Source organism: Arcicella sp. GW822-FHT02H01 (genome assembly GCF_058802005.1).
Map to the genome: position 1 here is coordinate 2,031,925 of NZ_JBXANT010000001.1, position 12,486 is coordinate 2,044,410.

Annotated in this window: 22 protein-coding genes; all 22 read right to left on the reverse strand. The window is 35.7% G+C overall.

Annotated features, from left to right (window positions below; genetic code table 11):
• Window positions 1–98 precede the first annotated feature (98 nt).
• On the reverse strand, window positions 99–635 hold the full coding sequence (rplQ, locus tag AC1RNE_RS08635) for a 50S ribosomal protein L17 (RefSeq protein WP_309913356.1): 537 nt from the start codon (window positions 633–635) through the stop codon (window positions 99–101).
• A gap of 178 nt (window positions 636–813) precedes the next feature.
• Window positions 814–1,803 carry a DNA-directed RNA polymerase subunit alpha gene (locus tag AC1RNE_RS08640; protein WP_309913354.1) on the reverse strand — a complete coding sequence of 330 codons (990 nt, stop codon included), beginning with the start codon at window positions 1,801–1,803 and terminating at the stop codon, window positions 814–816.
• A gap of 322 nt (window positions 1,804–2,125) precedes the next feature.
• Complete coding sequence (gene rpsD, locus AC1RNE_RS08645; protein WP_492803619.1) at window positions 2,126–2,731, reverse strand: 30S ribosomal protein S4; 606 nt, start codon at window positions 2,729–2,731, stop codon at window positions 2,126–2,128.
• A gap of 113 nt (window positions 2,732–2,844) precedes the next feature.
• On the reverse strand, window positions 2,845–3,240 hold the full coding sequence (rpsK, locus tag AC1RNE_RS08650) for a 30S ribosomal protein S11 (RefSeq protein ID WP_184128614.1): 396 nt from the start codon (window positions 3,238–3,240) through the stop codon (window positions 2,845–2,847).
• Window positions 3,241–3,356: 116 nt separating this feature from the next.
• The gene (gene rpsM, locus AC1RNE_RS08655; protein WP_492800608.1) at window positions 3,357–3,734 is read right to left on the reverse strand and encodes a 30S ribosomal protein S13; all 378 of its coding nucleotides are present in this window, start codon (window positions 3,732–3,734) and stop codon (window positions 3,357–3,359) included.
• Window positions 3,735–3,794: 60 nt separating this feature from the next.
• A complete protein-coding gene (gene rpmJ, locus AC1RNE_RS08660; protein WP_109324399.1) occupies window positions 3,795–3,911 on the reverse strand; it encodes a 50S ribosomal protein L36 in 117 nt (38 codons plus the stop codon).
• A gap of 88 nt (window positions 3,912–3,999) precedes the next feature.
• On the reverse strand, window positions 4,000–4,218 hold the full coding sequence (gene infA / locus AC1RNE_RS08665; RefSeq protein WP_095160735.1) for a translation initiation factor IF-1: 219 nt from the start codon (window positions 4,216–4,218) through the stop codon (window positions 4,000–4,002).
• 18 nt (window positions 4,219–4,236) lie between these two features.
• A complete protein-coding gene (gene map / locus AC1RNE_RS08670; RefSeq protein WP_492800609.1) occupies window positions 4,237–5,031 on the reverse strand; it encodes a type I methionyl aminopeptidase in 795 nt (264 codons plus the stop codon).
• Window positions 5,032–5,067: 36 nt separating this feature from the next.
• Complete coding sequence (gene secY / locus AC1RNE_RS08675; protein ID WP_309913348.1) at window positions 5,068–6,390, reverse strand: preprotein translocase subunit SecY; 1,323 nt, start codon at window positions 6,388–6,390, stop codon at window positions 5,068–5,070.
• A 209-nt stretch (window positions 6,391–6,599) separates the two neighbouring features.
• Entirely contained in the window at window positions 6,600–7,046 is a 447-nt protein-coding gene (gene rplO / locus AC1RNE_RS08680; RefSeq protein WP_492800610.1) for a 50S ribosomal protein L15, read from the reverse strand.
• A gap of 80 nt (window positions 7,047–7,126) precedes the next feature.
• Window positions 7,127–7,306 (reverse strand): 50S ribosomal protein L30, encoded by a 180-nt coding sequence (gene rpmD / locus AC1RNE_RS08685; RefSeq protein WP_309913340.1) that lies wholly within the window; start codon window positions 7,304–7,306, stop codon window positions 7,127–7,129.
• Window positions 7,307–7,383: 77 nt separating this feature from the next.
• The gene (rpsE, locus tag AC1RNE_RS08690) at window positions 7,384–7,902 is read right to left on the reverse strand and encodes a 30S ribosomal protein S5 (RefSeq protein ID WP_309913337.1); all 519 of its coding nucleotides are present in this window, start codon (window positions 7,900–7,902) and stop codon (window positions 7,384–7,386) included.
• A gap of 55 nt (window positions 7,903–7,957) precedes the next feature.
• Window positions 7,958–8,305, reverse strand: coding sequence for a 50S ribosomal protein L18 (gene rplR / locus AC1RNE_RS08695; protein ID WP_492800611.1), 348 nt, complete (start codon window positions 8,303–8,305; stop codon window positions 7,958–7,960).
• Between the two features lie 132 nt (window positions 8,306–8,437).
• Window positions 8,438–8,992 (reverse strand): 50S ribosomal protein L6, encoded by a 555-nt coding sequence (gene rplF, locus AC1RNE_RS08700; protein WP_492800612.1) that lies wholly within the window; start codon window positions 8,990–8,992, stop codon window positions 8,438–8,440.
• A gap of 89 nt (window positions 8,993–9,081) precedes the next feature.
• Window positions 9,082–9,477 carry a 30S ribosomal protein S8 gene (gene rpsH, locus AC1RNE_RS08705; RefSeq protein ID WP_184128579.1) on the reverse strand — a complete coding sequence of 132 codons (396 nt, stop codon included), beginning with the start codon at window positions 9,475–9,477 and terminating at the stop codon, window positions 9,082–9,084.
• 133 nt (window positions 9,478–9,610) lie between these two features.
• Window positions 9,611–9,880, reverse strand: coding sequence for a 30S ribosomal protein S14 (rpsN, locus tag AC1RNE_RS08710; protein WP_109741979.1), 270 nt, complete (start codon window positions 9,878–9,880; stop codon window positions 9,611–9,613).
• Between the two features lie 105 nt (window positions 9,881–9,985).
• Window positions 9,986–10,540 carry a 50S ribosomal protein L5 gene (rplE, locus tag AC1RNE_RS08715; RefSeq protein WP_184128576.1) on the reverse strand — a complete coding sequence of 185 codons (555 nt, stop codon included), beginning with the start codon at window positions 10,538–10,540 and terminating at the stop codon, window positions 9,986–9,988.
• 85 nt (window positions 10,541–10,625) lie between these two features.
• Complete coding sequence (gene rplX / locus AC1RNE_RS08720) at window positions 10,626–10,958, reverse strand: 50S ribosomal protein L24 (RefSeq protein WP_309913327.1); 333 nt, start codon at window positions 10,956–10,958, stop codon at window positions 10,626–10,628.
• Between the two features lie 14 nt (window positions 10,959–10,972).
• Complete coding sequence (gene rplN / locus AC1RNE_RS08725) at window positions 10,973–11,341, reverse strand: 50S ribosomal protein L14 (protein WP_184128569.1); 369 nt, start codon at window positions 11,339–11,341, stop codon at window positions 10,973–10,975.
• A gap of 69 nt (window positions 11,342–11,410) precedes the next feature.
• Window positions 11,411–11,674: a 30S ribosomal protein S17 gene (rpsQ, locus tag AC1RNE_RS08730; protein ID WP_184128565.1), complete on the reverse strand. Its 264-nt coding sequence runs from the start codon at window positions 11,672–11,674 to the stop codon at window positions 11,411–11,413.
• A gap of 86 nt (window positions 11,675–11,760) precedes the next feature.
• Window positions 11,761–11,946, reverse strand: a complete 186-nt coding sequence (gene rpmC / locus AC1RNE_RS08735) for a 50S ribosomal protein L29 (RefSeq protein WP_323257062.1) — start codon at window positions 11,944–11,946, stop codon at window positions 11,761–11,763.
• A 93-nt stretch (window positions 11,947–12,039) separates the two neighbouring features.
• Entirely contained in the window at window positions 12,040–12,465 is a 426-nt protein-coding gene (gene rplP, locus AC1RNE_RS08740) for a 50S ribosomal protein L16 (protein WP_184128559.1), read from the reverse strand.
• Between the last annotated feature and the right edge of the window lie 21 nt (window positions 12,466–12,486).

Genomic DNA, 12,486 nt, shown 5'->3' on the forward strand with positions numbered 1-12,486 from the left:
ATTGATATTAATAACGTAAAAGTTATAATCGACCAAAATAACAAAAGGACTTCGACCAAAGTCAAAGTCCTTTTTGAAATAGAAAAATCTACGTTAGATTATTCTTCAGTTTTTTCTTCCGAAGTTTCAGCAGCAGGAGTTTCATCTTCTACTACTTCAGCCGAAGGAACCTCAGCTACTGGTGCAGCTTCGATAGTATCTTCAGTTTTCTTAGCTCCAGAACGACGACCACGACGAGTTTTCACTGCTTTCTCAGCTGTAGCTGCTAATAAAGTTTCGTTGAAGTCAACTAATTCCATTAAGCACATTTCAGCATTATCACCAAGACGATTCGCCAATTTGATAATTCTAGTGTAACCACCTGGACGGCTAGCAACTTTCTCAGAAACAATACCAAAAAGTTCTTTAACAGACTCTTTGTTTTGTAAGTAAGAGAATACAATACGACGATTGTGAGTATTGTCGTCTTTTGATTTAGTAATCAAAGGCTCAACATACTTTCTTAATTCTTTAGCTTTAGCAGCTGTAGTTTCGATTCTTTTGTGAAGAATCAAAGAAGATGCCATGTTGGATAACATAGCGGCTCTGTGAGGAGCAGTTCTACCTAAATGGTTGAATTTTTTACCGTGTCTCATTATATTGTTTCGTAAGTTTGAAATGACACACTTAGTTCCCAGCGGAAAAAAGCCATCATTGCGGTTAAGTTAATTCGCATCAACTCACCTATTACTACTATTAAAAATTAAAAAATTAGTGTTTACTAAAGTTAGCAAACACTAATTTTCCTTGATTGCTAAACAAGCTGAATGCCTCTTAGTCTTCGTCTAAACGATAACGAGCAACATCCATACCGAAGTGAAGTCCTTTTTCTTCGATTAGTTGTTCTAATTCAGTCAATGATTTCTTACCGAAGTTACGGAATTTCATCATGTCAGAAATTTCTAATCTAGCCAAGTCTCCTAAAGTTCTAACATCTGCTGATTTAAGACAGTTGTAAGCACGAACTGACAAGTCTAAATCTGCTAGAGCAGTCTTCAATAATTTTCTCATGTGTAGCATTTCTTCATCTACCACGTTGTCTTCTTCTGCCTTCATAGACTCGAAAGTCATTGTTTGGTCAGAGAATAACATAAAGTGTTGAATCAAGATATATGCTGCACCTTTTAATGCGTCTTCAGGGTGAATTGATCCGTCAGTTTCAATATCCAAAACCAATTTCTCATAATCTGTTTTCTGTTCAACACGAGTATTTTCGATGCTGAATTTCACATTTTTGATTGGTGTAAAGATTGCATCAATCGGGATGTGACCAAAAGGAGGTTCTGAGTTTCTAGTTTCGTCTGAAGGAACATATCCACGACCTTTTTCAACGATAATCTCCATCTCAAATTCTTTTGATTCATCTAAATTACAGATAACTAAATCTGGATTTAAGATGTCAAAATAATTTGTAAATTTAGCAATATCGCCTGCTTTAAGAGTGCTTTGACCTTTCACTCTTACATTGATTTTATTCTCAAGGATTTCCTGACTTTTTTTGAATCGAACTTTCTTCAAATTCAAAATAATTTCAGTCATATCCTCAATTACTCCTTCAATGGCTGAAAATTCGTGCAAAACTCCGCCAACCTTAACGCTTGTAATAGCGTAGCCTTCTAATGAAGACAACAAGATTCTACGAAGTGCATTACCGATTGTAACGCCATAGCCTTTTTCGAGTGGCTTAAACTCAAATAACCCGTGAAAGTCGTCAGCTTTTTCCATGACAACTTTATCGGGCATTTGGAATGCTAATATTGACATATTTCGTAGCGTAATTTACCTTGGAATGTGTAAGAATAGAGTAATCAATTCGCAATTTACGAATTAACTCTGTAATTTTAGCATTTAGGGTTACTATTTTTTCGATAAAACCTTGACATTTCAGAAGAATTCATCTATATTACAAGTTTACAGAAAATCGAGACCCTTAGAATAAACAATATTAATTATTGTACATCTAATATTGAATAAACACAAAATCAAACAAACTTAGATTTTACACATTAATGTAAAATCTAAGTCACAAAGTTTTCAATTAAATTGTCAGAATATTTTTGACCATTTACTCTGTCAAAATATATGATTACTTAGAATAAAGTTCAACGATTGCTTGCTCATTGAAGTTCTCTGGAATATCAGTACGTTCTGGATAAGAAACGAATTTACCAGTCATTGTAGGAGTATCCCATTCTAACCAGTTGAAACGTTTTCCAGCTTTTCCAGCAAGTGAGTTAGAAACTACCTCTAAAGATTTAGATTTCTCACGTACACTTACTAATTGTCCTGGCTTAAGAGAATACGATGGAATGTTTACAATTTCACCGTCAATAAGAATATGCTTATGAATAACCAACTGACGAGCTGCACGACGAGTAGGAGCAATTCCTAAACGATAAACAGTGTTATCAAGACGAGCTTCACAAAGTTTCAAAAGGTTTTCACCTTTGATACCTTCTCTTACAGCCGCTTTGTGGTATAAGTTTTCAAATTGCTTTTCAAGGATACCGTAAGTATATTTCACTTTTTGCTTTTCTTTTAATTGCAAAGCATATTCTGAAACTTTACCACGTTTACCTTTACCGTGCTGACCTGGACCATAGTTTTTGCGCGCTAACGCTTTACTTGGACCTAAGATTGGCTCACCAAAACGACGAGCAATTTTTGATTTTGGACCTGTATATCTTGCCATTTCTAAAATTAATAAAGTCATCAAACCTCTTTTGTTCGATGAAGTAATTAAGATAAATAAAAGAAAACGTTAATAATTACTAATTAACGTTTCCAGTAAATTTTTAATGAAGATTAAACTCTACGACGTTTTGGAGGACGACATCCGTTGTGAGGAAGTGGAGTAATATCTTTGATAGAGATTACTTCGATACCAGCATTAGAAATAGTTCTAATGGCTGATTCACGACCTGAACCTGGTCCTTTTACAAAAACATCAGCTTTTTTCATTCCAGCTTCTACAGCTACGGCAGCGCAGTTTGTTGCGGCTGTTTGTGCAGCATAAGGAGTGTTTTTCTTAGAACCTTTGAAGCCCATTTTACCAGCAGAAGCCCAAGAGATTACTTGTCCTTGACTGTTAGTAATAGAAATAATGATGTTATTGAAAGAAGCTTTGATGTGTACTTGACCATGCTGCTCAACTACTACAACTCTCTTCTTTGCTTTGTCTTTTCTTTTAGCCTGTGCCATTGTTAGTTTTGTTTGTTCAATTCCAGTTTTGAGTTCGTACATTCTCCAAAGAGCAACCTTCTCATCTTAGAACTCGACGAATTAAGAATATTATATCCTTAAACTCAGCCTAATTTTTACTTAGTAGCTTTTTTCTTGTTCGCAATAGTCTTACGCTTACCTTTACGAGTACGAGAGTTGTTCTTAGTTCTCTGACCACGTAATGGAAGACCTTTACGGTGACGAAGACCACGGTAACAACCGATGTCCATCAAACGTTTGATATTCAACTGGATTTCAGAACGAAGTTGACCTTCAGTCTTGAATTCTCCAGCGATAATCCCACGAATTGCACTTGCCTCTTCATCGTTCCATTCGCCAGCTTTTTTGTCGAAAGAAATATTAGCTTGTGTTAAAATTTTCTGAGCAGTGCTACGACCTATTCCGAAGATGTAAGTCAGAGCAATTTCGCCTCTTTTTTTGTCGGGAATATCAACCCCTGCAATACGAGCCATACTTTTTTAGCTTTTTAGATTTTAAATGAAGGAAGTTTCTCAACTACCCCATGTTAATAATCATCCTTGTCTTTGTTTGAACTTTGGATTTTTTTTGTTAATAACATAAAGTTTTCCGTGACGACGGATTACTTTACATTCAGCACTACGCTTCTTGATAGACGCTTTAACTTTCATTGTAGTATTTATTAATGTTTCTATTAATTACAGTTTTGCAAAAGCATCCGTAAAGTTTACTAAAACTATCAATTGCCAACTGCCTATTTTACTTGTAACGATACACAATTCTTGCTTTACTTAAGTCATAAGGAGACATTTCTAACTTCACCTTATCACCAGGTAAGATTTTAATGTAATTCATTCGCATCTTACCAGAAATATGGGCAATCACTTGATGGGTATTTTCTAACTCTACTCTAAACATAGCATTTGAAAGAGCCTCAATGATAATTCCATCTACTTCTATTGATGATTGTTTTGCCATAAATTCAATTTGAAAATTTCAAATATTAACGATGTACTCTGATTTAGCAATAACTTCCTCAATAAATTTAAAGGTAGTTAGTATATCTGCTTTATCCTTTTTAATTGCTATTGTGTGTTCAAAATGGGCAGATGGCTTTCTATCTTGGGTTCTGATAGTCCAACCATCATTTTCCTGATGAATGGCTTTCTTTCCTTGATTTACCATCGGTTCTATGGCAATTACCATATTCTCCTTTAGCTTTGCTCCATCTCCTCTTCTACCATAATTGGCTACCTCTGGTTTTTCATGAAGAGATTTTCCTACTCCATGCCCTACTAGTTCCCTCACAATGGTAAAACCTAATTTCTCACTGAAAGTTTGGATAGCAAAGCCAATATCACCAATTCTTTTACCTACTACTGCTTGTTCAATTCCTTGGTAAAGTGATTCTTTGGTGGTTTTCAATAAAAGAAGAGTCTCTTCATTTACATTACCGATTGCATAAGTATAAGCACTGTCGGCATGAAAACCATTTTTAAATACACCACCATCAATTGTTACAATGTCTCCGTCTCTTAATTGATAATTGTTAGGTATTCCATGAACCACTACATCATTTACTGAAATGCATAAAGATGCAGGGAACTTGTTATAATTAAGAAACGAAGGTGTACTATTATTATCTTTAATAAACTCGTAAGCTACTTTATCTAATTCTTTAGTCGTTACGCCTGGTTTTATCATTTTGGCTACCTCTGCATGAGTTTGGCCAAGTATAATACCATTTGCTCTGATGATTTCTAAATCGCTATTTGTTTTTAAATAAATCATTCTTATTAATGCTTAGGAAATAACATCCTAAAATTGTTATTGAGCAACCGCCTCTGTTCTACCTTTAATTCTACCTGATTGCATCAATCCTTCATACTTACGCATCAATAAATAACTTTCTATTTGCTGTAGGGTATCTAATACCACACCTACTAAAATTAGCAATGAAGTTCCTCCGAAGAAAGATGCAAAACCACGAGTGATTCCGAATAAACTTGCTAAAGCAGGAAGGATAGCAATAATGGCTAACATAAATGCTCCTGGCAAAGTAATTCTATCTAAAATATCAGCGATAAAAGTTGAAGTAGCTTCCCCTGGCTTAACACCTGGTACAAAACCACCACCTCTTTTCATATCATCAGAAATTTGTGTTGGGTTAATTGAAATAGCCGTATAAAAGAATGTAAATACGATAATCAAGAACGCAAATAACAAATTGTATTCTAATGAAGTGAAATCACTGAATTTCTGAGCTACCGATTGTGCGAATTCACTTTTTTCAGCTAAAGAACCTGCTACCAATCCTGGAACAAACATTAAAGCTTGTGCAAAAATGATAGGCATTACACCTGCTGAGTTAAGCTTCAACGGAATATACTGGCGTTCGCCACCTACAGATGAAGTTCTGTTACCTACTACTTGTTTCGCATATTGTACTGGGATTCTTCTAACCGCTTGAGTAACCATTACGGCACCCATTACTACGAAGAAAAGCGCTACAATTTCTATTACAAATAATAAAGCTCCTGACATTCCACGAGATTGAGCTTCACCGATGATTGATCCCGGGAAACGAGACACAATACCAATCATAATTAGCATTGAAATACCGTTACCAACTCCTTTATCAGTAATTTTTTCTCCTAACCACATACAAAACATTGTACCAGCAATCAAGATAATTACTGCAAACAAGCGGAACGACCATGCACTAACAATGATTGCTTCTGCAGGAATAGTTGTTTGTAGGTATGCTGTTGCTTGAGCGGCAGTAACAAAGATTGTTAAAACTCTTGTAATTTGGTTTAACTTCTTTCTTCCCGACTCTCCATCCTTTTGCATCTTCTGAAAATATGGCAATGCAATTGTTAACAATTGAATAGCGATAGAGGCAGAGATGTAAGGCATAATACCTAAAGCAAATATAGAAGCATTATTGAATGCTCCACCCGAAAACATATTCAACAAACCTAATAAACCGCCTTCTCCTTTTTGTTCTAATTTTGCAGCATCAATACCTGGTAAAACGATATAAGAACCTAAGCGAAAAAAGGTGATAAACAACAGAGTGTTAAGGATTCTACCTCTTAGTTCCTCTATTGAGAAAATGTTTTTGATAGTGTTAATAAACTTGTTCATGCTATCTGTTTAAATAATCGTCAAATAATGAATGAAAACTGAAATTGTTCAACTTTTTCTTTAATCACAAATCTGTTGCCAGTTTTTACACGATTACTCAAATATTTCTGTTGTCTATCTAATTAATTTGAAAATCGGGATTTTGAAAATTTGAAAACTAACAAATCTATTAAACAAAACTTGAAGCTCCAAATTTTCATAATTTCAAACTACCCCACAATTGCTTTTCCACCTGCTGCTTCGATAGCAGTTTTGGCAGATTCAGAAAAACCTTTAACTGTTACTTCTAATGCTGATGTTACAGCACCACGTGACAAGATTTTCACTAAATCATTTTTAGAAACTAATCCATTGTTATAAAGTACATCATGGTTGATTACTGTTGAACCAATTGAATCAGCTAAAGCTTGTAGCGTATCAAGGTTAATAGCCTTGTATTCTACACGATTAATATTTTTAAATCCGAACTTAGGAACTCTACGTTGTAAAGGCATTTGACCACCTTCAAAACCAGCTTTACGAGAATAACCTGAACGAGACTTTGCACCTTTGTGACCACGAGCAGAAGTACCACCTAAACCAGAACCAGCACCACGACCAACTCTTTTTCTAACTTTTGTTGAGCCTTGAGCAGGCTTTAATGAAGAAAGATTCATTGTATTATTTTTTTAATGTTTGCTAAACGCTACTCCCCTGTGGAGTAACTCGCTATACTAATGAGGAGACCTCAATAATATTAGATATTCTCAACTACAATCATGTGTTGAACCGCACGAATCATCCCTTCAATAGCAGGATTCAACTCTTTTTCAACGCTTTTGTTAATTTTGCCTAAGCCTAAAGCTTGCATAGTACGTTTTTGAACGTCTGGGCGTTTGATTGTACTTTTTACTTGTGTAATTTTTACCTTTGACATGGTCTTATAGTTACGAGTTTGGGTTAAAAGTTATTACAATGTAGTACACCTTAATAACTCATAACCTTAAACTGCTCTTATCCGTTGAAAACTTTTGCTAAAGAAACGCTTCTTTGGAAAGCAACTGTATGTGGATTTCTCATTTTCACAAGAGCATCAACTGTTGCTTTAACCACGTTGTGTGGGTTTGAAGAACCTTTAGATTTTGCTAATACGTCATGTACACCAGCAGATTCTAATACAGCACGCATCGCACCACCCGCAATTACTCCAGTACCCGGAGCAGCAGGCTTCAACAATACGAAACCACCAGAGAATTTACCAATTTGTTCGTGCGGAACAGAGTTTTTCAATAAAGCTACTTGGAATACATTTTTCTTTGCATCCTCAATACCTTTAGCGATAGCATCAGTTACTTCATTAGCTTTTCCTAATCCGAAACCTACGATACCTTTTCCGTCACCAACTACAACGATTGCAGAGAAGCTGAAACGACGTCCACCTTTTACTACTTTCGCTACACGATTGATAGCAACAACTTTTTCTTTTAATTCGCCTTCGTTAACCTTTATTGGCTTTGATATTAATTGCGACATTTTTTCTGAATTTGAAAATTTGTGAATTTGATTAATAAATAATCAAATTGACTAATTAGAATTTAAGACCACCTTCTCTTGCACCATCGGCAATTGCTTTTACACGACCATGATACAAGTATCCGTTACGATCGAAAACAACCGCTAATATACCAGCCGCTAATGCCTTCTCTGCGATTTTTACTCCTACTTGTTTAGCATTATCTACATTGCCATTAGCCAAGCCAAGTTCTTTTGTAGAAACTGCTGCTAATGTATGTCCTTGAACATCATCAATAATTTGAGCGTAAACACCAGTATTTGAACGAAACACTGATAATCTTGGTTTGCTAGCTGTACCAGAAACCTTTGCTCTAATTGATCGTTTGATGCGTAATCTTCTTGAATCTTTTTGCGTAGCCATTGTAATATTTATATGTTTTGTGGATTGCCGACCCACGATTGGAATTTGAATTTTGTCAATTTGAAAATTCAAAATACTTCGTATAAATACGGGTATTTCAAATTTTCAAATCATATCAATTACAAATTACGATTATTTTTTACCACCAGTTTTACCAGCTTTTCTACGAATTTGCTCACCCACAAAACGAATACCTTTACCTTTGTAAGGTTCGATTTTACGCAATGAACGAATTTTCGCTGAAACTTGGCCTACTAATTCTTTATCAATTCCTTCTAAAGTTACTTTAGGGTTTTGACCTTTCTCCATTGCAGTAGTCACTTTCAATTCACCAGGAATCTGAACAAATACAGCGTGAGAATATCCTAAACTTAACTCAAGAATGTTTCCTTGATTTGATGCTTTATAACCAACCCCAACAATTTCCATCTGAGATTTGTATCCTTCGCTTACACCAATAACCATGTTATTGATTAAAGAACGATATAAACCATGAAGGGCTTTGTGACGTTTCTGTTCAGTAGGGCGTTTTACTGCTAATTCAGCACCTTCAATCTCAACAGTGATGTCTGGATCGATAGTACGTTCTAAAGCACCTTTAGGTCCTTTTACTGATACATGATTTTTATCAACCGTTACTGTTACACCAGCAGGTAACGTGATAATCTTATTGCCAATTCTTGACATGATTGTAATTTGTTTTGCTTAAATGGAAGTCCAAAAACCATAACCAGTGGTTATCAATTAATGGAAACTTCTTTCAGCGTTAAGAAATATTAATAAACGTGGCAAAGTACTTCACCACCTACGTTTAACACACGAGCTTCTTTGTCGGTGATAACCCCTTTTGATGTCGAAAGAATTGCAATACCTAAACCATTCAATACACGTGGCAACTCAGTTGCACCTTTGTATTTACGTAAACCTGGCTTAGAAATTCTTTCTAATTTAACGATTGCCGACTGCTTAGTAACTGGGTTATACTTCAAAGCAACTTTGATGGTACCCTGAACAGTTGTATCGTCAAATTTATAGTTTTGAATATATCCTTTATCAAAAAGCACCTTAGTGATTTCCTTTTTGATGTTAGAAGCAGGGATTTCAACGATTCTATGGCGTGCCTTGATGGCATTTCTCAATCGTGTTAAGTAATCTGCTATTGGATCTGTCATTGTTTTCGATATTTGAAACGAAACCTTTTCTGAAAAGGCTCGCAAAATTACGGAATTAAAATTAAGAAGACAAGTAATTGATAATTAAAATAATTCTAATTACTTAATTATCAATTATCTGAAGCGGTAATTATTACCAGCTTGATTTAGTTACCCCTGGAATTAACCCATCAGAGGCCATTTGGCGGAAAGTAACACGGTTGATACCGAACTTACGCATATAACCTCTTGGGCGTCCTGTAAGTTTACAACGGTTATGTAAACGTACTGGTGAAGCATTTTTAGGTAACTTATCAAGTCCTAAATAATCACCAGCTGCTTTCAAGGCTGCGCGTTTTGCGGCATACTTAGCAACTGTTGCTTCTTTCTTTCTTTCTCTTGCTTTTACTGATTCTTTTGCCATTGTGTTGAGAATCTTTATTTGTTATCGGTTATCTGTATCCGTTATCGGTAAATGTTATTTAGAAAATAATATCAATAATAACAGTTCACAGATAACTTAAATCAATTACTTCTTCTGATTTGAGAAAGGCATTCCCATTGCTGTTAACAATGCATTAGCCTCTTCGTCAGTTTTTGCGGTAGTTACAAAAGTGATATCCATACCAGAAATTTTACTTACTTTATCAATAGAAATTTCAGGGAAGATAATTTGTTCTTTAACACCTAATGTATAATTACCACGACCATCGAAACCTTTGTCTGATACACCTTTGAAGTCACGTACACGAGGTAACGAAACAGTCATCAAACGATCAAGGAATTCGTACATTTTTTGTCCTCTCAACGTTACTTTAACACCAATTGGCATATTTTCACGTAATTTGAAGTTTGAAATAGCTTTCTTAGAAATTGTTGCAACAGCTTTCTGTCCAGCGATAAGAGTAATTTCTTCAACACCCGTATCAATCAATTTCTTGTCAGCCACAGCAGCACCAATACCTTTGTTGATTACAACTTTAGTAACTTTTGGAACTTGCATTACTGATTTGTATTGAAATTTTTCCTTTAAAGCAGGAACGATTTCATTTACATATTTATCTTTCAGTCTTGTAGTTGTCATTGTATGAAAATTTATGTGGATTTCCGACCCACTTTTTCAATTGATAGTTTTGATTATGCATCAAAACTATTTACTTGAGATTTAATTAAATGAATTTTCCTGTTGCTTTCGAGAATCTTTGCAACTTTCCTTCTTCGTTCAATTTACGACCTGTACGTACTGGCTTGCCGTTTTCAGCAACTGCCAAGTTTGAGATGTGAATAGAACCTTCACGTTTCTCAATACCACCTTGCGGAGTATTTGCATTAGGCTTAACGTGTTTAGTTTGAAGATTTACTCCTTCAACGATAGCACGTTGCTTATCAACTAATACTTTTTTGATTACGCCTGTCTTACCTTTTGAGTTTCCAGCGATAACGATAACTGTATCACCAGATTTGATGTGCAGTTTTGGCTGCTTATTAAACTTTCTTTCCATGATACGAATTATGATTAAAGCACCTCTGGGGCTAATGAAACGATTTTCATGAAACCTGCATCACGTAGTTCACGTGCAACTGGCCCGAAAATACGAGTACCACGTGGCTCGTCGTTGGCATTCAACAATACGGCTGCGTTATCCTCGAAACGAATATATGAACCGTCTTTACGACGAATCTCTTTTTTAGTTCTTACTACTACGGCTTTAGAAACCGTACCTTTCTTCATGCTTGATGATGAAAGTGCTGATTTAACAGTCACTACAATTTTATCACCAATTGAAGCGTATCTTTTTCCTGTACCGCCCAACACACGGATAACTAGAACTTCTTTAGCTCCTGAGTTATCTGCTACGCCGAGTCTTGATTCTTGCTGTACCATTTTATGATTGGAATACTGATTTTAACGAAAAATTTAACTTCTTAATAATATTGATTGTTGGGAAGGAAATTATTTCGCTTTCTCGATAACTTCAACTAATCTCCAACGTTTATTTTTTGAAAGTGGACGAGTTTCCATTACTTTCACTGTATCACCAATACCACATTCATTGTTCTCATCGTGAGCCATCAACTTTGAAGTTTTTTTCATAAACTTACCATAAAGTGGATGCTTTACTTTTCTTTCTACGGCTACAGTGATTGATTTGTCCATCTTGTCGCTCACTACGCGCCCTACTCTGATTTTTCTCAGATTTCTTTTTAATTCTTCCATCGTTGGATTCTATTAATTGTTGTTACAAGATTGACCTCAAGCGTTATATTGATGAGGTCTGTTATAATTACTTCTCAGTAATTGATTTATTTCGCTGCCGAGATAGCAGTTTCCAATCGAGCAATAACTTTACGAGCCTCACGGATACGTAATGGATTTTCAATTGGAGAAATAGCGTGAGCAAACTTTAGGCGAGCTAAAGCCTCTTTTTCAGAGGCTAAAGTACTTACTAGTTCTTCCGCACTTAATTTTTTGATTTCTGCGTTTTTCATGACTTTGATTATGAATATTATAATCTGAATATGTATTAATAGATTCGATAAACTTTGGAAAGCCATCAAATCAGAACTAACCAAATTTTCAAATTATTGTGCTTCTTGATAATCTCTACGCACTACGAATGAAGTACGAAGTGGCAATTTCTGAGCTGCTAAACGAAGCGCCTCTTGTGCCAATTCTAAAGGTACACCAGCCGATTCAAACAAGATAGTTCCTGGCTTGATACGTGCTACCCAGTATTCTGGAGCACCCTTACCTTTACCCATACGTACCTCTGCTGGTTTCTTCGTAATAGGTTTGTCAGGGAATACACGAATCCAAACTTGACCTTCACGTTTCATGGCACGAGTTACTGAAATACGAGCCGCTTCAATCTGACGAGCAGTGATGCGTCCTGGTTCCAAAGCTTTGATAGCGAACGTACCGAAATCAAGTTCATGACCACGAGTAGCGTTTCCTTTAATCCTACCTTTCTGTTGCTTACGGAACTTGGTTCTTTTTGGTTGTAACATTGTCTTATTAAGTCTATGGGT